General features: G+C 41.8%; 21 protein-coding genes. 8 read left to right on the top strand and 13 right to left on the bottom strand.

Going from position 1 to position 21,487, the window contains the following annotated elements:
• The first annotated feature begins 289 nt into the window (after window positions 1–289).
• Window positions 290–790: a pantetheine-phosphate adenylyltransferase gene (coaD, locus tag C2869_RS10950; protein ID WP_108602977.1), complete on the top strand. Its 501-nt coding sequence runs from the start codon at window positions 290–292 to the stop codon at window positions 788–790.
• A 123-nt stretch (window positions 791–913) separates the two neighbouring features.
• Here coaD and C2869_RS10945 read toward each other — a convergent pair whose 3' ends face one another.
• The 6 genes from C2869_RS10945 to radC form a co-directional block, all read right to left on the bottom strand.
• The gene (locus C2869_RS10945) at window positions 914–1,186 is read right to left on the bottom strand and encodes a hypothetical protein (RefSeq protein ID WP_159084133.1); all 273 of its coding nucleotides are present in this window, start codon (window positions 1,184–1,186) and stop codon (window positions 914–916) included.
• 426 nt (window positions 1,187–1,612) lie between these two features.
• Window positions 1,613–2,428: a bifunctional DNA-formamidopyrimidine glycosylase/DNA-(apurinic or apyrimidinic site) lyase gene (mutM, locus tag C2869_RS10940; RefSeq protein ID WP_108602975.1), complete on the bottom strand. Its 816-nt coding sequence runs from the start codon at window positions 2,426–2,428 to the stop codon at window positions 1,613–1,615.
• Between the two features lie 10 nt (window positions 2,429–2,438).
• Window positions 2,439–2,921 (bottom strand): hypothetical protein, encoded by a 483-nt coding sequence (locus tag C2869_RS10935; RefSeq protein ID WP_108602974.1) that lies wholly within the window; start codon window positions 2,919–2,921, stop codon window positions 2,439–2,441.
• 95 nt (window positions 2,922–3,016) lie between these two features.
• The gene (gene rpmG / locus C2869_RS10930) at window positions 3,017–3,172 is read right to left on the bottom strand and encodes a 50S ribosomal protein L33 (protein ID WP_108602973.1); all 156 of its coding nucleotides are present in this window, start codon (window positions 3,170–3,172) and stop codon (window positions 3,017–3,019) included.
• Between the two features lie 11 nt (window positions 3,173–3,183).
• Window positions 3,184–3,420 carry a 50S ribosomal protein L28 gene (gene rpmB / locus C2869_RS10925; RefSeq protein WP_108602972.1) on the bottom strand — a complete coding sequence of 79 codons (237 nt, stop codon included), beginning with the start codon at window positions 3,418–3,420 and terminating at the stop codon, window positions 3,184–3,186.
• A 198-nt stretch (window positions 3,421–3,618) separates the two neighbouring features.
• Window positions 3,619–4,293, bottom strand: coding sequence for a RadC family protein (gene radC, locus C2869_RS10920; RefSeq protein ID WP_108602971.1), 675 nt, complete (start codon window positions 4,291–4,293; stop codon window positions 3,619–3,621).
• Between the two features lie 169 nt (window positions 4,294–4,462).
• Between radC and coaBC the strand changes: the two genes are divergently transcribed.
• From coaBC to C2869_RS10905, 3 genes are read left to right on the top strand one after another with little or no spacing between them, the layout of a single operon-like run.
• Window positions 4,463–5,662 (top strand): bifunctional phosphopantothenoylcysteine decarboxylase/phosphopantothenate--cysteine ligase CoaBC, encoded by a 1,200-nt coding sequence (gene coaBC, locus C2869_RS10915; protein ID WP_108602970.1) that lies wholly within the window; start codon window positions 4,463–4,465, stop codon window positions 5,660–5,662.
• 12 nt (window positions 5,663–5,674) lie between these two features.
• On the top strand, window positions 5,675–6,277 hold the full coding sequence (gene slmA, locus C2869_RS10910) for a nucleoid occlusion factor SlmA (protein ID WP_108602969.1): 603 nt from the start codon (window positions 5,675–5,677) through the stop codon (window positions 6,275–6,277).
• 9 nt (window positions 6,278–6,286) lie between these two features.
• Window positions 6,287–7,243: a WD40 repeat domain-containing protein gene (locus C2869_RS10905; protein ID WP_108602968.1), complete on the top strand. Its 957-nt coding sequence runs from the start codon at window positions 6,287–6,289 to the stop codon at window positions 7,241–7,243.
• Here C2869_RS10905 and yegD read toward each other — a convergent pair.
• The 3 genes from yegD to C2869_RS10890 all read right to left on the bottom strand — a co-directional run bounded on the left by yegD (window position 7,240) and on the right by C2869_RS10890 (window position 10,890).
• Entirely contained in the window at window positions 7,240–8,643 is a 1,404-nt protein-coding gene (yegD, locus tag C2869_RS10900) for a molecular chaperone (RefSeq protein WP_108602967.1), read from the bottom strand. The two genes, C2869_RS10905 and yegD, sit on opposite strands and share 4 nt — an antisense overlap.
• Before the next feature lie 73 nt (window positions 8,644–8,716).
• A complete protein-coding gene (locus tag C2869_RS10895) occupies window positions 8,717–9,421 on the bottom strand; it encodes a phosphoglycolate phosphatase (protein ID WP_108602966.1) in 705 nt (234 codons plus the stop codon).
• Between the two features lie 206 nt (window positions 9,422–9,627).
• Window positions 9,628–10,890, bottom strand: a complete 1,263-nt coding sequence (locus tag C2869_RS10890) for a valine--pyruvate transaminase (RefSeq protein ID WP_108602965.1) — start codon at window positions 10,888–10,890, stop codon at window positions 9,628–9,630.
• Window positions 10,891–11,176: 286 nt separating this feature from the next.
• On the opposite strand from C2869_RS10890, the gene C2869_RS10885 reads away from it, so the two are divergent.
• The 3 genes from C2869_RS10885 to C2869_RS10875 all read left to right on the top strand — a co-directional run bounded on the left by C2869_RS10885 (window position 11,177) and on the right by C2869_RS10875 (window position 15,472).
• Window positions 11,177–11,449 carry a hypothetical protein gene (locus C2869_RS10885; protein ID WP_108602964.1) on the top strand — a complete coding sequence of 91 codons (273 nt, stop codon included), beginning with the start codon at window positions 11,177–11,179 and terminating at the stop codon, window positions 11,447–11,449.
• A gap of 81 nt (window positions 11,450–11,530) precedes the next feature.
• The gene (locus tag C2869_RS10880) at window positions 11,531–12,802 is read left to right on the top strand and encodes an ABC transporter substrate-binding protein (RefSeq protein WP_228710653.1); all 1,272 of its coding nucleotides are present in this window, start codon (window positions 11,531–11,533) and stop codon (window positions 12,800–12,802) included.
• 9 nt (window positions 12,803–12,811) lie between these two features.
• Complete coding sequence (locus tag C2869_RS10875; RefSeq protein WP_108602962.1) at window positions 12,812–15,472, top strand: ATP-binding protein; 2,661 nt, start codon at window positions 12,812–12,814, stop codon at window positions 15,470–15,472.
• 338 nt (window positions 15,473–15,810) lie between these two features.
• On the opposite strand, the gene C2869_RS10870 is transcribed toward C2869_RS10875, so the two are convergent.
• Window positions 15,811–16,809 carry a glycosyl transferase family protein gene (locus tag C2869_RS10870; protein WP_108602961.1) on the bottom strand — a complete coding sequence of 333 codons (999 nt, stop codon included), beginning with the start codon at window positions 16,807–16,809 and terminating at the stop codon, window positions 15,811–15,813.
• A 268-nt stretch (window positions 16,810–17,077) separates the two neighbouring features.
• Here C2869_RS10870 and C2869_RS10865 point away from each other — a divergent pair, with 268 nt between their 5' ends.
• Window positions 17,078–17,683, top strand: coding sequence for an ANTAR domain-containing response regulator (locus C2869_RS10865; protein ID WP_108602960.1), 606 nt, complete (start codon window positions 17,078–17,080; stop codon window positions 17,681–17,683).
• Between the two features lie 195 nt (window positions 17,684–17,878).
• Here the strand turns inward: C2869_RS10865 and C2869_RS10860 are convergent, their stop codons facing one another.
• The 3 genes from C2869_RS10860 to C2869_RS10850 form a co-directional block, all read right to left on the bottom strand.
• A complete protein-coding gene (locus C2869_RS10860; RefSeq protein WP_108602959.1) occupies window positions 17,879–19,207 on the bottom strand; it encodes an EAL domain-containing protein in 1,329 nt (442 codons plus the stop codon).
• A 102-nt stretch (window positions 19,208–19,309) separates the two neighbouring features.
• Window positions 19,310–20,149 carry a nitrate- and nitrite sensing domain-containing protein gene (locus C2869_RS10855; protein ID WP_108602958.1) on the bottom strand — a complete coding sequence of 280 codons (840 nt, stop codon included), beginning with the start codon at window positions 20,147–20,149 and terminating at the stop codon, window positions 19,310–19,312.
• A 48-nt stretch (window positions 20,150–20,197) separates the two neighbouring features.
• On the bottom strand, window positions 20,198–21,340 hold the full coding sequence (locus C2869_RS10850; protein WP_108602957.1) for a methyl-accepting chemotaxis protein: 1,143 nt from the start codon (window positions 21,338–21,340) through the stop codon (window positions 20,198–20,200).
• Between the last annotated feature and the right edge of the window lie 147 nt (window positions 21,341–21,487).

The following is a 21,487-nucleotide window of genomic DNA, read 5'->3' as shown; positions in this document are numbered from 1 at the left end:
AAGTACTTACATCCATGTAAGCAAAGCCGTCAAGCTTTGAGACCCCATGAGCATATGCTCTACTATGTGATTGGGGCCGCCTAAATGGATTTAGGTGTTAGGACGACGCAGGAGCCAAAGTCGAGAGATAGCGCTGACAATGAACCATAAGACCTGAGCGAGAAGACTATATCAGTATCTTTTATTGAATACATGACTCCTCCTCTATTCACCTTTGGTATCAAAAAGTTAACTGTTACAATTATGGTTAATATTACCAATGCGGTTATTGTTTAAGTAAGGACAACGCATGCCAATTACTGCCATCTATCCAGGCACATTCGACCCCATTACCAATGGCCATACTGATTTAATTACCCGAGCAGCCAAACTGTTCGATAAAGTTATTATTGGCGTGGCTTTTAATCCAAATAAAAAGCCTTTATTTAGCCTAGAGGAAAGAGTCGCCCTTGCACAACAAGTCACTCAAGATATGGCCTGTGTCGAGGTTGTGGGGTTTACTGGCTTACTAGTCGACTTTGCTAAACAACAAAATGCCTCTGTACTATTGCGCGGTTTACGCACCACGGTCGACTTTGAATACGAACTGCAGTTAGCTTCAGCCAATAAGCGTTTAAACCATGAGCTCGAAAGTGTTTTTTTACCACCTTCCGAATCATGCTCTTTTATCTCATCAACCTTAGTGAAAGAAATAGCCTTACACCACGGGGATATTAGTGGTTTTGTACCTAAACCAGTAGAAGTTCAATTGTTGAACAAACTCAATACTGCGGGCAAGGAGTCAGTATAATTTAAGTGAGGTTAGGGGAAATATTCAACAATTTTCAGTGACCTACAAAACAATAATTGTCGGCCACTGAATATCTATTAAGCCAACTTACAATTCATTTTTTAAGCCATTTGGGGGCTTGAATTAACGCCATGATTTAGATGACTGAGCGGATATATCTTTTGGCTTAATTTTCGCTATGTAGGCTTCCGCTTGGCTTAGTACGCCATCGTCAGTGTCCGGATTCTCATCCTTATGGGATTGATCATACAGGTGTAATACCAGCAACGAGGCAAGTACAATAGCGGCAACAACAAATAAAGTGACAATGACAACCACGGGTACAGCTCCTTTATTTTGCACAAACCAAGATTTGCCATGCACCACTGCATAACCCAACCTAATCAGATCCAGCACTCATTCTTACCCAGTCATGTAAGCAACCGGATACTGAATTCACTCATCGAAGAACATCCTTCTTCAATGGGGTTGAAACTGATATTTAATGTTCGTACTTGTTTTTAGTTTTATATCCGCCGCACATAACTCCATGCTCCAGACATTATTATGCGACGTGAGCTGTTTATTGTAGAAGAGAAAAAACAAAAGTGTATCGGAAAGTGCTATACGCCAACAATCTCACCTGTAATATTATTGTAACAAAAAAGCTAAGTTACTGATTTAAATTACTATTAGTATCTCGCTGTGGGATATATCTTACGAAAATATGACAAATCGACGAATTTTGACCCAAATTAATGCAAGTTAAACCATTCTGTTATTTTTGAGCGAAACTTTTGACCATTACTTTTGACCATTACTTTTGACCGCTATTTTTGACCGTTACTTTTGACAAAAGCCACAAAACACACTGGCACGTTGGCCTATTTTGCACTCGTTTAACACTTGGCCACAGGTGACACAGTTTTCTCCACCACGGCCATATACATTAAGTGACTGTACAAAATAACCCGGTTTACCATCTGCATTGGTGAAATCTTTTAGCGTAGTACCCCCCTGCTTAATTGCAGCCGCAAGCACTTGCTTAATCACACTAACAAGCTGTTGCCACTCTTGCTCTGTAACTTGATTGGTTGGCCGTTTAGGGTGAATACCGGCTAAAAATAACGACTCGTTAGCATAAATATTGCCTACACCTACCACCACTTTACTGTCCATAATAAAGTTTTTAATCACAATACTTTTGGTTTTGGCTTTATCCTTGATATAAGCTGCATTAAAGTCATCCGACAAAGGCTCAGGGCCTAAACTGGCTAATTGACTCAATGGCTCTGTTTGCTGCCAATTTTGCCATAACACAGCGCCAAAGCGCCGCGGATCGTTTAAACGTAAACACTGACCATTACTAAGCTGCAACTCAAAATGATCATGCTTTTTAATTTCAGCAGTCACAGGCAGTATTCTTAACGAACCTGACATGCCTAAATGTAATATTAGCGTGCCAATTGCCGTATTAATTAATAAGTACTTACCTCGGCGCTTAACTGACAGAATGATTTGGTCTTGTAGTAAGCTAACTTCTTCAGGTATTGGCCAGCGCATTTGGCGATGACGTACAATGACCTTAGTGATAGTTTGTTGATTAATATGGGGTTCAATACCCTGTCGAGTGACTTCTACTTCAGGTAATTCAGGCATGGCAGCAAACTTAATTGATAAATAATGTGTCTAGCTTGGCATCATCGACTCGCAGCCAAACATCTTGTTGAATGTCGTTAATCAATAACCCCGTTTGCTCAACATAAATCTGTAAAACATAGCCTTGTCTTTGTCCGGCAAACCAAGCTGTTACCACATAATCAGGATGAGTATTAACTTGATAAGCAGCTGCTTGTGTCGCACTCAATAACTCGCCTTGCATGGCTTGCCAAGCCACTATCAATTTTTCGAGTTGTTGCTCTGTATATTGCTTTGCAGGGTTGGCACGCCAACCTCGGCCGACACGTTCTATTGATACGCCAGGCATATCCAAGGTTAATAATATCTGCTCGCTAGGAAAAACAGCATGCATACTGCCCAATTCCGGTTCATTATTCAGTAATTTGTTATGCACACCATTAAACAGCAGTATCATGGTTAAGCTGGCAAAAATAAGCACATTGTTCCAGCCGCGGCGGTCGAGTCGGATCATGGTTTATTGATTCTTAATCAGAAAAGGCCAATTATACGAATTTCAGGCAATAAAAAACCCGGTCAAGCCGGGTTTTTTCAAAATCACAAAAAAGCTTACTTAATTTTAGCTTCTTTGAAAAGAACGTGCTTACGTACTTTTGGATCAAACTTTTTGATCTCAAACTTACCAGGCATGTTACGCTTGTTCTTATCTGTGGTATAGAAATAACCTGTACCAGCAGTTGAAACTAATTTAATTTTATCACGCATTTTCGGCTACCTTAAATTTTTTCACCGCGCGCGCGGATTTCAGTTAAAACAGCGTCAATACCTTTTTTGTCAATGATACGCATACCTTTGGTTGATAAACGCAATTTAACAAAACGATTTTCACTTGCAACCCAAAAACGGTGTGATTGCAAATTAGGTAAATAGCGACGCTTAGTTGCATTTTTAGCATGCGAACGGTTGTTACCTACCGCAGGCTTTTTACCAGTAACTTGGCATACTCTAGACATTACTGTGTCTCCAATTACGTTTTCAGGTCATCAACCTGAAAAATACATTCTGCGTACCCTGATTCAAGAGGGCGCAATTTATACAGAGAAACACTTTTAAAGTCAACTTAATTCAAACTTATTGCTTAAAAAATTAGCATTTAATCTCGACTAACGCTTAAGCTGTTCGTTTTTAGACAAATTTAGAAAAAATCGACCCTAAAGCAAACCATGCTCAGCAAACGATAACACATCGCCATCACCTATCACAAAGTGATCGAGCACTCTAACATCAATCAAATTTAACGCTTGGCTTAGGCGTTGAGTAATTTGCTTATCTGCCATACTAGGCTCGGCAATACCTGAAGGATGGTTGTGCGCCAATATAACCGCTGCTGCGCCCAGCTCTAAGGCTTTTTGCACCACAACTCTTGGATAAACCGCTGCGCCATCTATCGTGCCATAAAACATAGGTAAATATTTAATCACACGGTTTTTATTGTCGAGAAAAATAACCGCAAATACCTCGTTTGGCTCGTCACGCAACTGCGCGGTTAAAAACTGCTGACAGGCCAATGGCGAATCCATAACATCACCGCGTTGCAAGGTTTCCGCCAAATAGCGCTTGGTCATTTCAACACTCGCCTGAAGCTGGGCGTATTTTGCCGACCCTAAGCCCTTGCCTAAACTAAAAGCTTGCTCATCGGCGGCCAGTAACGCTCGTAAGCTACCAAATTGGCCGAGTAGCTCTTGAGCGAGTTGCACAGCTGAACAACCTTGCACTCCTGTTCTAAGAAATATTGCTAGTAGCTCAGCGTCGGTCAGGCTATCTGCGCCCAACATGAGTAGTTTTTCACGCGGGCGAGTTTGCGCCGGCCAATCCTTGATGCTCATATTATCCCTTTATTCGAAACAAGTACTTACTTACTGTTTAAGCTAATAAATTAAACAACTTAGGTATATAATTCATTGACAGGCTCAACTATTTTGACGATCTTTAGCGGCCTATCTAATTTCCTATTGCAGTTTCAAGGAAAATTAACATTTTTTCAATGGGGTTTAAGTGAATTACCTTAACCAGAAAAAAATATTACTGGGTATGACCGGCGGAATTGCCGCCTATAAATGCGCAGAGCTCACCCGCCGCCTTAAAGATCTAGGCGCAGATGTTAGAGTGGTCATGACCCAAGGTGCCAAGGCCTTTATTACACCACTGACCATGCAAGCCGTTTCCGGCAACCCAGTTTCCGACTCTTTACTCGATCCGGCAGCAGAAGCCGCCATGGGGCACATTGAGTTAGCTAAATGGGCAGATGTCGTTATCGTCGCTCCCGCTTCCGCTAATACCATAGCCTGCCTTGCTAATGGCTTAGCCGGCGATCTACTGTCAACTTTATGCTTAGCGACGCCTGCTCCCATTGTGGTTTGCCCTGCTATGAACCAACAAATGTGGGCCGCCAAAGCAACCCAACGCAATATGGCCACTTTAATCGACGATGGCAAACAAGTGCTCGGCCCTGCCTCTGGCGAGCAAGCTTGTGGCGATGTGGGTGTCGGGCGCATGTCGGAGCCATTAGACATTATTGCTGGCTTACAAGGGATATTGGCTCCCAAACCTTTAGCCGGCAAAAAGCTAGTCATCACCGCCGGACCGACACAAGAAGCCATTGATCCAGTGCGTTATATCTCTAATCACAGTTCTGGCAAAATGGGCTATGCCATTGCCGCAGCCGCGCAGCAATTAGGCTGTCGGGTTGAGCTGGTTTCCGGCCCTTGTAATCTACCCAGTCCATACGGCGTCAATCGTCACTCTGTTGTATCAGCACAACAAATGTTAGACACAAGCCTAAGCTTAGTGAATAACGCCGATATTTTCATTGGTTGTGCCGCAGTTGCCGATTATCGAGCCGCGGATCAGGCTCAGCATAAAATTAAAAAGTCACAAGCCACTATGACCATTGAGTTAACCCGCAACCCCGACGTTTTAGCCAGCGTCGCGGCGCTCGATAAAAGGCCCTTTACCGTTGGCTTTGCAGCAGAAACACAAGATATAGAAAAATACGCATTAGATAAAATGCAACGCAAAAATCTCGACATGATTGCAGCCAATAACGTTGCATTGACTGGCCAAGGTTTTGGCGCTGACCAAAATGCGTTGCAGGTTTTTTGGCCTCAAGGTAAACAAACATTAGAACTTGCCGATAAAACAGCACTCGCCACCAAATTAATGCTGTTGATCGCCGAGCATATCAATAAAAAATAATTGGAGATTTCGATGCCAACTCAAACCAAGAAAAAAGGCGAACGCAAACATCAAATATTGCAAGCATTAGCGCAAATGCTAGAAACCAACCCTGGCGAGCGTATAACCACTGCAAAATTAGCGACGGCTGTGGGTGTCACCGAAGCTGCGCTTTACCGGCATTTTCCCAGCAAAGCCCGTATGTATGAAGGATTGCTCGATTTTATTGAGGACAGTATTTTAGGTCGGATTAACACCATACTAGAAGAAGAAAAACAAGCTGCTCCCCGCTCGTTTCAAGCTTGTCGATTAGTCATTTTATTTGCCGAGCGTAACCCTGGAATATCGCGTTTATTAAGCGGCGAAGCCCTAATGGGTGAGCAAGCACGTTTACGTGAACGAGTTAATCAATTTTACGATAAGCTTGAAGTGCAATTTAAACAAATACTGCGCGAACGAAAATTACGTGAAGGCAAAGACTTCCCTTATAACGAAGCAGTTGTTGCCAATCAATTAGTCTGTTGGATTGCAGGGCATATTAGCCAATTTGTCCGCAGTGACTATCAGAAAAAGCCGTCTGAACACCTTCTGGCTCAGTGGGCTATATTTGAAAGTGTGTTGTTCGCCAACCCATAAGGTATTGCAATGTTGAGATGGATTAGCTTAGTTGTCATAAGTATTAGCTTAATAGCCTGTTCCAAAGTCGGTGAAAATCGGCAAAAGGTATGGCTTCATACAGAAAATGGAGCTTATGCAGCTGATCTATCTAAATTTGGTGAATACGCTGTGGTATCGACCAATACTGGTATCACCCTATGGGAAATGGCCAAAAACAACCCCAAATACTTATGGCACCACAACGACAAAAACAATCAAGTAGTCCATGTCGATATCGCTAGCGACAATAGCCATGTAGTGACAGCAACCAACGCAGAAATTGCGCTTTGGAACATGGCAACTGGCCACAACAAAGGCTTTTGGCAAATAGATGAAAGCCGCATTGTCGATATTAAAGTTGCTAATCAAGGCCGAGCATTATTAATTGGCTTGCTAAATGGGGTTGTCGAGTTTTATCAATTGGACACTGGCCGTCGTGTTCGTTTTTTAGGCCATACTGAACGAATTAATCGAGTCGATTTATCTGATAATGGTCATTTTGCATTAACCGGTAGCTATGCGGGTGAAGTCCACTTTTGGGATACTCGAACGGTAAAAATATTACGAACATTCAAACATGAAGGCCGAGTAACCCAAGTCGCTTTTGACCAATCCGGTCAATATGCCTTTACCGCCAATAGTTTTAAAGAGTCTTATATTTGGCACCTACAAAGCGGTAAGCGAGTATCGCAATTAATCTACCCTATGCGTCAGCAAATATTCACCAGTGCGGTTTTTTCACATGATGGCGCGACACTAGCGACAGGTGCACCTAACCAAAAAATAAAACTATGGAATATCCACAACGGCGAAAAAATAGCTGAATGGCGCTATGAAGGTGACAGCCTAGGTGTCACCATTCTGGACTTTGCTTTTAGTCAAGACAATCAAACCTTAATTTCTGAAAGTAGCTATGGTTTAGCCGAACAATGGCGTATCCCTTAAGCGTAAATCCGCGATGCCCATTTAGCTAACCCAGCCGTAACACTGCCGAAATAGTCACCATCAAGTAAAGGGATAGCTTGTTCTGATTGCTGATGCGCTTGTTGAACTGCATCGAGTACTGCTTGGCGCAATACTGGCGACTTAGCACTACCGCCAGTTAAATAAATAACATCAGGCTGACATTGAGCTTGATTAATCGCTTCGACAATCAAGCTTTGAATATCCTTAATAGGTGCTTGAATAGCATCAGCAAAATCTTGCGGTGTCAGTTGTTGGTTTAAACCATGCGAAATATAGTCTAATTCCACTTGGGTTTGAGGTTGCTCACTAAGCTGGATTTTTGCCAGTTCTGCGCTGCGCACTAAGCGATTGTTTTGTTTAGTTTGCTGGAGTTGATATAAGCGCTTAATCAAATGGCCTTGTGCAGCGTCTCGAGTTAGTTGGTCGAGTGCGTTGGCGTTACTGCGGCTGTAGAATTCAGTTTGCGCAACAACATCGTTCGTCGCTACCGCATCCCAAAAAATGCGTGTTGGTAAACTTTTACCCGTTTTAAACTCGCTACCTAAACCAAACAATGGCATAAGCTGTTTATACGCAAAAAAGATATCTAAATCATTACCGCCTACCCGTTTACCGGTATGAGCTAGAAAATCGCCTTGTCGCTCAGTCAGTTGCTGGCGATCGGGTCCCATGATCACCATGGAGCAATCGGTTGTACCACCACCAATATCAACCACAAGTACGGTTTTTTCTTGATCGAGCTGGCTCTCAAAATCAATACCCGCGGCTAAAGGTTCATACAAAAATTCAACCTGTTGAAAGCCACAACGCTGAGCCGCTAATGTTAAAATATCTATGGCTTGTTTGTTGCTGTGTTCACTATTAATGCCTTGGAAATTGACCGGTCGGCCAATTACCACATTTTGCAAACTTTGCTGTAAATGCTTTTCTGCCTGATTTTTAACAGACAGCATCATAGCCGTGACCAGATCTTCGAAAAATTCAATTTGATTTGCCTGTAAGCCACTGGCACCCAAAAATGATTTTGGTGATTTTACAAAGTAGCCTTCTTCTGGAAACTCTAAATATTCGCTAATGGCCTCATGACCAACAAAACAAGCTGTTTCATTAGCAGTTAAATCATGATTTCGTCGTAGGGCTGGCGCTTTTTGCAAAGCGAGTTTACGGGCTTGCAGATAACCAGTTGCCAGTTCAGGTTGCGAGCTTAACGCTTGATATATGTAGTCACTAATTAGCCCTCGCTCGAATGCATACAAGGTTGATGGCATGAAACGCGTGGGCTTATCATTATGTGTAAATAAGGGAACGATTTCGGTTTGCTGGCCATAACTGACACCAAGCGCACAATGCGACGTTCCAAAATCTAATCCACAATTCATAATCAATTCCCCTTATCACCACGCCATTGACAACCGGCACTAATACGCAAAAAAGCGCGAGTATAACAAGGAATTAAACAGTTTCCTCTAGCAACGCGTGTTGCGTATGTTTAAGTGCTGGAATATCAAGCAATTGAGCAAAATCGTCGATAACAAAGTCAGGGTCCGCCTCACTAATGGGCACCCCATAGTTATAACCATAAGTTAAGCCAATCGACAAACAGCCGGCTGCCTGAGCCGCTTTAATGTCGTTTTCAGAATCACCTACCATCAGCATTTCTTGCGCTGTCACTTGAAACTTATTTGCCAACCAATGCAACCCTAAAGGTGAAGGTTTGCGCTCGCTTAGGGTGTTACCGGCAATCACGTATTTAAAATGCTGATCAATAGCAAAGTGTTGCAATATGGGCTCAACAAAACACTCAGTTTTATTGGTCAACACCGCCATTTTAATACCTTTAGCCGCCAATTTATCTAACGTTGGCGCCACGTTAGGGTAAATTCGATCAAATTGATGCCCTGCGGCTTGATAGGTTTGATTAAAAATTTGGCGGGCGTTGGCTAACAGCTCTGGTGGCAAATCAGCATTAATCTGACGGCTTCGGCTCATACCGCGGGCAACCAAAACATCACTGCCATTACCGATCCACTGGCGCGTATTATCTTCCCCAACCAATGGATAATTGATTGCCGCCAAGGCACTATCTAGCGCATGGGCAATACTTGGCAACGAATCAATCAAGGTGCCATCTAAATCAAAAACAGCTAATTTTATCATCTGGAGTTACTCTCTAACGCTGATATTATCGTCAAAGCGATCAAGTTTTAGGGGAAGCCGTCAAGCTTCGAATCCCCATGAGCATATGCCCTATTATGTGATTGGGGTGAGTAAGCGCTGACAATGAACCATAAAGCCTGAGCGAGAAGACTATATCGTTAGTTTACGCAACTCCAATCAAAGTAAAGCAAATTTAACGCAATAAGTTATGCTTGTTTACTGTACAAAGCTTTAACCTCTTGACCAATAATTTTAGCAGCCGATTCAATCACCTCATCACTTTGACAATAAGACAAACGTAAACATTCTTGTTTATGCTGCCACGCGTCATCTAATGCAAAAAAGAAAGGCGAGCCATCCATGACCAATACCCCTTGCTGTTTCAGCCTTTGATATAAATCGGCACTACTTATTGGCAAGTCTTTTAGCCATAACCACAAAAAGAATGCACCCTCAGGTTGATGAATACGATAAGGCAGACCTTGCAGCTCATTGCGTAACGCATTCATCAGCACATCTCGTTTACGCTGATAAAAGGGCAATAGCATGTCTTTACAAATTGATTTTACTTTGCCTTGCGCCAGCATGCGCGTCATTAGTTCAGGGCCTAAATTACCATTGGCCAAACTCATGATGGTATTCACTTTCACCACTCGTTGGATTAAATCAGGATGCGCAACCACGATTCCCGTACGCGTCGCGGGCAAACCTAATTTTGATAAACTCAATACCAGAATATGATGATCTTGCCATTGGTAGTTTGATGATTGATAAACAATCCCTGGGAAAGGTTCACCGTAAGCACAATCGATAATTAGCGGAATATTGTGCTGCTTAGCTAAATCAGACAATTGGTTTAATTCATCGTCTGTGATCATATTGCCGGTTGGGTTGGTCGGTCGAGATACACAAATTGCCGCCACTTTGTCATCAATATGCAGATTGTCAAAATCAATTTTGTACTTAAATAAATCTGGGCCAATTTCTTCTATTTGCGGTTTAGCGCCAACAAAATAGTCATCTGCTACCCCTTGGTCACTATAACCTAAATACTCCGGCATTAACGGAAAAAGAAAATGCTTGTGTTGCGTCGCATCTGCCGCTTGGCCAGCTAGCATATTAATCAATATAAAAAACGCCGACTGACTACCATTGGTGATAGCGATGTTCTTGTCTGCGACTTGCCATGCACAATGCTGCTGAAAATAGTGACTCAACTGTTGGATAAAATCTTCAGCACCTTGCGGTGATTGATAAACCCCGACCAATTTATGTAATGCTTGCGGATCTTGCGCAATTTCACTCAGTAATTGACTAACCAGTAACTCAAACTCATCGACTTTGGCAGGATTACCACCGCCGAGAAACAACAGATTAGGATTCACATTAAGCGCATTACCGAGGTCGGCCATTAAATTGACTATGCCAGAATCAGACGTTAGCTGCTGACCAAATTGAGATAATTTCATATTACTCACACTAAAAACAGAAAAGCGAAAACTAAGGCGTGTAAAGCTTCGTATACACACTGATCATTATAGCGCTATTTACCACTGAATATCGCGCTTATGAAAGGTAAGAAAGGCGTCACAAAATGAAAACAAACACTGTCTTGCATCAGCTCAGCTTACACTTTCGTGCGCTACGTCGCAGATACCATCTGAAAAATAAAAATAATGTTAGGTATTACAGTTTGAGACGAAAAAGAATCATTAACAAAATTAGTTCAGTCTCAATCCGACTTAGGAAACCAAAATGAACGTAGTAGAACTTAACCCAACCCAACAAGAGCTGCCATCAACCAGCCACGCAGCGTGTTCACGCCAATTATTATTAGACATGATGCTCGAATCATCGCGTGATTGTGTGATTAGTCGCGAAGCAACACTCAATGCAATTACTGTATTATTTGAAGCCATTGCCAATGAAAACCCAGATGTCATCAAATTACTTAATACCAACGGCTTTGATGAATTTTCCTTAGCCATGGTGCAAGGCTATATTGCCAGACGCAAAACTGAACAATAATTTTAAGGGTGCATTGGTTAAATCAATAAACTTTGACTAGGCTTTGAGCTAATAACCAAAAAAATGGTGAGATTGGCATCAATGTCAACATTGAACCAAAGCAAACGTCGTACACTAAAAAAAATACTACTGGGCAGTGCGGCTGTTGGCGTTTATAGCCAAGCCCCCTATGTATTTGCTCGCACCAAGCCCTTACTGCGTATATTAGGTACGCACGTCACATTACAAGAAGCGATACGCAAGAAAGCCATGGAAGACCTTGGTATTGACCTTGCGTTTGAAGCCAAAGGCAGTGCTGCGGTATTACAAAAAGCCTCTATGTTTCCACAACAGTTTGACCTATACGAACAATGGTCTAACAGTATTAACGTACTTTGGCGTTCAGGAGCTATCCAAGCCATTGACACGAAACGACTCACTTATTGGCATGAAATTAACGACTTAACTAAAACCGGTAAGCTCACGACGAATGCCAATTTAGGGGCCGGTGACGCGCCATCGAAAATTCTCAATATTCAAAAAAATGGGCAATTAGGCGCTAACTTTACAGGGCAAATTAGCTTTTTACCTTATGTGCATAACGTTGACTCTTTTGGCTACAACACTAATGTTATCGCCGCTGGGGAACCTTATAAAACCGAAAGCTGGGGTTGGTTATTAAATGACGCCTATCGCGGTAAAGTTGGTATAGTCAATGCGCCAACCATAGGCCTATTTGACTTAGCATTAGCTGCACAAGCTAAAGGCTTTATTGAATTTAATGATATTGGCGCCATCAGTAAAACCGAGCTTGATAAATTATTTACCATACTGGGTCAATACAAACGACAACAACACTTTAGCGGCTATTGGACATCTGTACCTGAATCTGTGCAATTTATGCGAAGTGGCCGGGTTGTCATTGAAAGCATGTTTTCTCCCGCCGTTGCGTCACTCAACGGCCAGAATGTACCAGTGCGTTATGCCGCACCTAAAGAGGGTTATCGAGGCTGGCATGGGGTTATGTGCTTGTCTTCCGCCGCTCAAGGGCGAGTAAAAGACGCAGCTTACGACTATATGAATTGGTGGCTATCTGGTTGGGCGGGGGCATTTATTGCCCGCCAAGGCTATTATATTTCCAATCCACAGCGTGCAAAACTACAACTATCGCCAGCCGAGTGGAAATACTGGTATTTAGGCAAACCCGCAGAGCAAGATCTCACTGGAACTGACGGCCTAGTATCAGTTAAAAAGAATAATGTACGCACAGGCGGTAGCTATATAGAACGTCTAAGTAATGTAGCTGTATGGAATACGGTTATGCCAACCTATGAGTACAGTTTGCAAAAATGGTATGAGTTTATCAGCACCTAAGGCAAGCCAATGCTGACATCAATTAAAAGCCAAGTATACGTTATATTAACGCTGTTATTGTCGTTAACCATAGCTCAAGCATATTTTTCAGTGCAATCGAGCCGTTCCTATTCGGATAACTTTGCCTTAACGCAAACCTCATTAACTAATATTGCCACGGTAAAAAACTTGCAAACCCAAGTTATCGACCTACAACGCAATGTGCTGATATACAAACAAACCGGCAGCGAATCAGCCAGTGAACGCTTTAGTGAGTTAGTAACCGGATTAGTTGAGCAATTAAAAACACTAGATAACAGCCATGTTGGTACCCATAATCAGCAGCAATTTTCTGACTATGTCGCCAGCATGTTGGAACATTTACAAGCCTATCAAGAAAACTTCGCGCAAGTGGTGAACAGCAGGCAAAACCAAGAAGGGTTATTTCAAACCCATGTGATTAATGCGTTGGAACAAACTCAAAAATCACTATATCCCTTTAAACAAGCTATTTCACAAAGTCTACACTCACAATTATTGCGTTACTTATTAGAGGCTGAAAATGCCGCATTTCAATATATTGCCAGCCCCGACTACCAATATATTGAGCGTTTTAATTTGGCATTAACTGAGTTTCAACACGCTTTAGCACCGTTAAGTGAACAAAATGCCGATATTGAAACCATATTGCAGCAAACAACTGCCAGCAAAAAAAACTTTTATCGATTAACTCAATTAACTACGGGTTACGTATTTTTAGTCAATGTAGTGATGACAGGTTCAGCTAACGAATTCCTGTTTTTAACCAAACAACTTGTCGAACTCGTTGAGGCACAACAAGCAGAAATTAACCAACAAACCCAAAAAAACGCCGATGACATCCTGTTTAAAAACATCCTGCTGGCCTCTGCGGCAATAACTACAACCCTAATTTCGGCGCTCATATTAGGCTTTAGAGTTTTATTGCCAATCAAATCCATGTCTAAAATATTTCGTAAATTATCCGTTGGCGAGCATGTAGAGACATTGCCTTCCCTCGACCGCCAAGATGAAATTGGAGAATTGGCACAAGCAGCCAGTGTTTTCCAACAAAAAAATGAACAAACCCAAACATTACTCGCTCAAGCGCAAAGTCAAAATGAGCGCCAGCAAGAACTAAATAGCGCACTTGCTGAAGCTAAAATTAAAGCAGAACAAGCCACCGAATCAAAAAGCTTGTTTTTGGCTAATATGAGCCATGAAATAAGAACGCCATTAAACGGCGTGATTGGACTGGTTGATTTGTGCCTGAGAACCGACGTAAGTGAACAACAGCAAGAATATTTGTCGAAAGCCTTATTTTCAGGGCAAATATTAATGAGTGTCATTAATGACATTCTTGATTTTTCAAAGATTGAAGCCGGTAAATTAGATATCGAATCGGTCGGTTTCCCACTTGATCAAATTTTGGAAACCTTACTTGCTAACATTGGGGTTAAAGCGCAAGAAAAACAATTAAAGGTTAAATTAAACGTCAACCCAAACATGCCGCAACAACTCATGGGTGATCCGCTGCGCATTAGTCAAGTGATCCTCAATTTAGCCAATAATTCCATCAAGTTTACTGAACAAGGTTTTATCCAACTCGCCTTTGATTTTAGCCAGCATTCTCGCGACAAAAGTTTATTGCTGCAAATACAAATCAAAGATACCGGCATAGGTATGTCTCAGGCTCAACTGGATAAAATATTTCAATCCTTTACTCAAGCGGACCAAGGCACCAGTCGTAAATACGGCGGCACAGGTCTTGGCCTAAGCATAGTCAAACAATTAGTTGAATTAATGCAGGGAGAGATTAATGTCGAATCAACACCGCAACAAGGCACAACATTTACGGTTACTTTAAAACTACAAGCTTTAGCGAGTCCCAACTTTTTACAAAACCTTGAATGCGAATTGTGCCCAGTCTATTACTTGGCTAATGATGGCACTTCACTACTGTCGCCAATTAAATTACAAGACTATGGATTCACCCTAATCCATTTAACCCACGACAATTATCAAGATCATACATTTCAACAGCCCTCGTTACTGATTGTTGAAGTTGCTAAGCTAGACCATTGGCACACATTAGAGGAGTGGTTAAACCAAGTAAATCAGCACACAAAGTTGCTACTGATTATTGATAACTCAATAGTCGATGACGCATTACCGAAACATTTTCAAAGATTAATGTTACCTGCTACGCCTAAGCAAATTATCAATAAACTCAATCAAGTGTGGAGCCCAGAAAAATTCACCGACACGCATACCAATACAGCTAAAGCACGCAGTAAATTTAGCGGCCATGTTTTATTAGTTGACGACAATGACATTAATCGTATTGTCGCAGGTGAAATGCTAAGCACATTTGGCGTGACCTACGACGAGGCGATAAATGGTCAAGAAGCGGTTGATATGGTGCACAACAATACACACTATGATCTGGTTTTAATGGATATTCAAATGCCCATTTTGGACGGTTATCAAGCCACTACAAAAATCTTTGAGCAAGGTTTTACTCAATTAAAAATATGTGCTTTATCGGCCAACGCCATGAAAAAAGATATAGATAAAGCCTATGAAATTGGCATGATTGACTATTTAACCAAACCCCTACAAGTTGCCGACGTACAAGCTATCTTACATAAATATTTAGCTGAAGCGGCGTAGGCTGAGTAAATATAACTGTTAGCATCTCAAGCTGCGGACAGATAACCAATTAATAGTTACAAAGTCATTAGCCTTTTTGTAAGTGATATTTGGCTTACGCTCCTCTACTTTTGGTAAGCTTTTTTAGGCCAGAAAGGTTTGCGGGTTCTGCAAGCATAAATGCCAATGTCGTTAACTTAAGCCAACGTAGGTTGGCGCTGAGCTTGCGAAGCCCAACACAAGCCACTTAATGGCATTGGCATAAATGCTCGCCCACAATAATAATACCCATAAGAAATGAACCATAAAACCTGAGTGAGAAGACACTACAAGGTATCCCCCCTCTCTCAGGCCATTCATTACTCGGGAAAGTGCTGACGAGCTTGCCAAACAGACAAAGCTTTTTGCTGCGCGGATTCAAAATCGAGCTTTTCAATCAAAATTAAAAAACTCGATAAAGTAGCGATAACAGCAGCATAACCATATGGGTTCTGAGCTTGTTGCTCAGCGGTAGATAAGCGCCAGAAATCAGCTAATTCAACGCTCGATAATTCACGCGGTTTTATTTGCCACTTTTCCAACATAATAGGTAACTGCACTGTCGCTAGTTGCCCAGCGCGCGCAATATGCATAACACATTCGCGCTCAGGGTTAACTTCGGTTTCTCCCCCTTCACCACGAATACAAGACACATTATTGTCCTTTAGCTGAGCGGCGACTTCAGCGTGGCGCGCATCAAACTCTTTATGAAAAACACCATGAAAGCTATTTTTAGCGCCTGTTGGGTTAAGCATACGCGCCAATGTGTTAGTGCATGAGCGTAAACCAAACAACGCTCGTAATTGGATTAATTCATCCAACTGTGGATGGAGATCTTGTAAATCAACATAAGCAAAGCCTTGTTGGGCTATATGCGTTTGTACTTGCTGGGCATTTGACGCAATGGGCCAGCCTAGTTCTCCAAATACTTGTTTGAGATACAACCGCTTTGATTCCGGTTCAGCCGTACCGTGCATCATCACGCGCACACCAGATTGCGCTAATGCCACAACCGCTAATACAAACCAAGGCAAATGACGGCGCTTGCCAGCGTAACAACCCAAATCAAGATCGACACAATCCAGCGCTTTAAACTCGTCTTTAACCGCACTACGACAGGCAGTTAAAAAACCCGCTAATTCCTCAACTGATTCTTCACGAACGCGTAACAGCATCAGCAATGCACCCAGTTGCTCTGGCGTCGCTTGACCACTGAGCATTTGCGCCATTGCATCTTCAGCTTCTAGCTGAGTTAAATAACGTCCTGCTTTGTGCCCTTTACCTACGGCTTTTATGTAATTTTTAAATGGCTCTGCCACCGATATACCCCACAAGTCGATGAATGTTGCAACTATACTCGTAAGCAGGATTAGAAACCAGATTTACCCCAACAGCAAAATAAGAAAAAAATCATTTGCCAATCTGGTGCACTAATTTGGGGTAATGAGTGAAAACGCACCAAAATCGTCACAACCACAGATACAACCCACTGATATTAAAGGGAATTACATATAGGTATATTTTTTGCTTAAACCTATTTGCACAATGGCGTGCTTAGTTTTCAGTCTCCAATAAAAGTTAGTTATTATGGAAAACATATACCATCCTCAGGTTCAAAGTGACAAAACAGCGCTGTTATTTGTTGAATCTGAAGAATTTGAACGTAGCATCAAAGATGCGCTACTCACGGCAAGCTACAGCGTCTTGCCTATGGTGGTCGATAATTTCGTTTTACAGAAACTAGAATCATTCGACCCTGATGTCATTATTTTGGATGTCGACCGGATAAAACCCAGTCATATCGCGACGTTAAACATTATTCAACAGATCACACCTAAACCTATCGTGTTTTATGTTGAGTACCCAACCCACGATATGATCAAGGCCGTAATCGACTCGAAAATAAACGCTTATATTGCGTCTGATCGTTTGCCTTATCACGTTGAGGCGACACTACAAATTGCCTTTGCCCGATTTAACGAGGTGCAAGCATTACGTAGTGAATTATCAGAAGTCAAAGATAAGCTAGAAAATCGGAAGTGGTTAGATCGAGCAAAAGGTTTAATCATGCAGCAAAAAGGCATTTCAGAAAATGATGCTCATAAAATGCTGCGCAAAATGGCCATGGATAAAGGTAAAAAAATGGACGTTGTGGCGCGCGATCTCGTGTCGTATATGGAGGCGTTTAGTTAGCCCAACTCAAGCCCCATTTTGCAACTAAAAAAAGCGACAAATTGTCGCTTTTTTTGCTTACTATAATTAACTTATCGGCGCTAAACTATTACCTTAACTCAAAAGTTTTGAACGGTTGAATTTATAACCATTTACTAACTTGTAGGGTCGATTTCACATCGACAAACCTTGTGCCAGCCGCAAGATAAACAACCCCTAACCTAGCAGCATATTTCCTAAATCTAAATCTACCCCTAGATCAGTTGGCAACGTCGACTGCTCATCAGCAACTTCCAAATATTTATAATCCACATCACAGCATAAAACGTAGGATTGGCCTTTAGCAGAAAAGGCTAGTGAAATGGTAACATTCATCGCCACATCAGGTAACGCTAAATAAGGCTGTGAAATATAAACTTTGCCCATCGCTGAAATAGCTTTGCTAAAGTACTCGCGCCGAGCCCAGTTAATACCCTCATTGTCTGCAAAGGGTTGATAGTGAGTGTCCGTTGCCTCGGCTGCAATGCCTTTTAATGTAGTTGTGACTTGAAAACCCTCTTGGTTGAGCATGTAAACACAACTACAACCTTGCTTTTTAATTAAATGCTGACAACTCTCTTTAAAACCAACGCCCAATTGCAGCATATTGGCACAATGACTTAACAGGCTTTCGTAAACTTTAACTTTGCTCTGATATTGTAAATCTTGACTCGCTTTTTGATGATTCAGCTTATTGCCTAGGCGCTTGAACGACATTAACGCATCGCAATCACGAACTTCGTCCATCGAATTAGGTTTAGCAAAATAATAGCCCTGCACCATATCGGCTTCACTATCCATAGCAAGCAAAGCTTCGTCTTGTGTTTCAATGCCTTCAATCAGCACTAGGCTTTCGGTTTCGCGTACTAAACTAATCAAGCGAGAAAAAATACGTCTCGCACGGTTCTCTTCAACAGCGCTAGCGATCATACAACGATCGAGCTTGACGATATTAGGGTTTAATTTCCAAATACGATCAAAATTAGAATAGCCAGCTCCAAAGTCGTCAATCGCGACAATAAAACCTGCCGCCTTATAGTTGGCGACGAATTCAATTAGTAACTGATCATCCAAAATCAGATCTTCTAGGATCTCTAACACGATTTGTCGAGGTTGATACCCATGACGCGCTAACTGCTCAACTAAGTCACTAGGGTCAAGGTTACGCTGACAAATTTCTTCACCACGTAAGTTTAAAAATATCCACTGGCCTCGACTTTGTACTGACTTAAAATTAAGTAAATGCAATGCTCGGCTTAAACGATCAAGCTTAAGGGTTTCATCAATACTATTGCAGCTAGCAAACGCTACTAAGGGGGAAATAGCGCGGCCATTGTCGTTAACGCGCATTAAACCTTCGTAACCCACGACACGCTGTAGGGCAATCGAATATATAGGCTGAAAATGGCTGTTAACTTGCCACTTATCAAACCATCCACTAAAACTACCTTGCTGTTTGACTATCGAGCGGCTTTGATTTTGCGCTAAGCGCGGATTTTGATTCATTATCTTATTTATGAGTTGTTTAATCTCAACACCGTGGCTTAAGTAACCACGGTTAATGAGAGTGCTTCCCTGTGTTTACAAATTATAATCCAAGTTATGTCACTATTTAGTGACGGCGAGCTCAATTTGCAAAACTTGATGGTCAAAAATACTCAATAACGAATCCATAGTCTGAGTGGCTAAATCAAAATAATCTGAGCGCTGCATCACAATTTCTTCTGGCTCCAATATTTCGTTAACTATGGCTGAGGTTAAATATCGAGTATGTTGTACACCTTGATCTATAAATTTGTTCAGTTCACTATCACTGCCTGTTTTCATTTGCTTCAGCACTTTCTCAGATACATGAGTAATATGCTGGCGTAAAAACTTAAGGCGAATACGCTCGACACTTGAGCATTGCTTAGCGGTAACAGCACTAGTACCGACAGCGCGCGACTGCCCGACACTCTCGGTTACAGCAAGTAATTCACGCCACAAGTAGCCAACATGGGTAAACTCAGGTAAAAACTCTTGGCTTAAGTGATATTTCTCTGCCACATCTTCGAGTAAGTACAAAACATTAGCAATCATATGCGTATGTTGTTTAAAACTACTTTCTGCGCTTAAATCATCTTTGTGTTTAGCTAAGCGAGACCAGTGATCTTGAAAAGCAGCAAAACGATCAAATTGTTGCGTTAAGCCATGGCCCTCTAATTCAATCACGACCTTGCGAATATCACTTTTTAACAGATTAAGTTCAGCCATTACACTTGAGTCGCCTTGGCACCAAGCTGCACTCAAACCTCGGTGCTTTTGCAATAAACTAATAAGCAACTTAACTTGCTTGATATGGCGTAAGCCAGATTTTTGGTCGTTGAGGATCTTGCGCTGTTTACGTTGCGCGCCATACACGGCAATCACAATCAACCCCAAGATTATCCCAATAACTAGCATCCCCATAATTTTTACCTCTTACTTTCAATGTCTTTTTGTTTCTTAACGGCGTTGTTAAGCAAGCTGAGTTAGATTCTTTAAATGACTGGCTACACGCTCGGCTTGGTCGGCAATATCTGCATTTGATCTTGCCCCTTCAACCACTAATTCAACATGTTCTGATATTTCTTGTGTCGCCATTTTTTGTTGCTCGGCATTCGCTGAAACGATACCGATTTGTTCTTGTACCGAAAAAGTCTCTTGTTCAATTTGTTTTAATACATCATCCACCGTGCGAGCTTGTGTTAAACACGACTGCGAGCGCTCAACGACATTATTCATACTGTCTACAATTTGCTGACTTTGCTCCTTAACATCAACAATACTACCAATAATACTGCTAGCGGTTTCGTTACTGCGCTGCGCCAAAGCGCGCACTTCTTCGGCGACTACCGCAAAACCACGGCCAAATTCACCGGCTCGAGCCGCTTCAATTGATGCATTCAATGCTAATAAATTTGTTTGCTCAGAAATTTCACGAATGGACTCGGACATGCGCATAACGGTTTCAGTCGACTTATCCAAAGTCGACATTTCTTGTTGGGTACGCTCTGCTTCTTCTTCAACTTGCTGAATTTCATTGTGCAGTTGCGTTAAATAATCATGTCCTTGCTTAGCGACTTGACTGGCCTGCTCAGCTGCATTGTGAACATTAACAATTTTATCATTCACTTCTGCTAACGACTGGGTCATTTCAACAATAGCTGCCGCTGTCGAATGAGTTGAGTCAGACTGACGACGCACATTACTCGATACTTGATTAGCGGTTTCAATAACTTGCGCTGAGGAATGCTCAACTTCACTCATTCGATCAGAATAAGCATCGTTAATACGTGACATATCACGATAAGTACGCAATAGCTCAGCAAATGACTGGGTGTATAACAATGAATCAAATTTAAGGGTACGATAATCAAAATCATCTTTAACATCGACTTTACGTACTAAATGTTTAAATTCACTGATCTCTGAAAAGATGCGTAAAAATGCACCAAAAAATAAATAAAGATAGATAACAGACAAGGCAATAAATAGATCCGTACTTAACCACACGCCGGCACAAACCACACCCACAAATAACAATACCAGCAAAAGCGCGTAGCGCACTAAGCCAAAACCTTTAATTAAAAAATAGGCTGGTTGCATTAAAAATGACATACGTTACCTTCCTTACCATCTCGATTAGCGACATTGCTAATTTAACCGTATCTTGTCTGAATACAGCAACTGGGGGGCTGCATTCATTGCTAAGATAGCAAGCTTCATTCCAGCTTGTTGTGTTATAACAATTTATGTCATATAAAA

Origin of the sequence: Saccharobesus litoralis (genome assembly GCF_003063625.1) — a bacterium.
GTDB classification, from domain to species: Bacteria; Pseudomonadota; Gammaproteobacteria; order Enterobacterales; family Alteromonadaceae; genus Saccharobesus; species Saccharobesus litoralis.
Note: the sequence above shows the minus strand (reverse complement) of the source record. Positions and strands in the feature narration are given on the sequence as shown.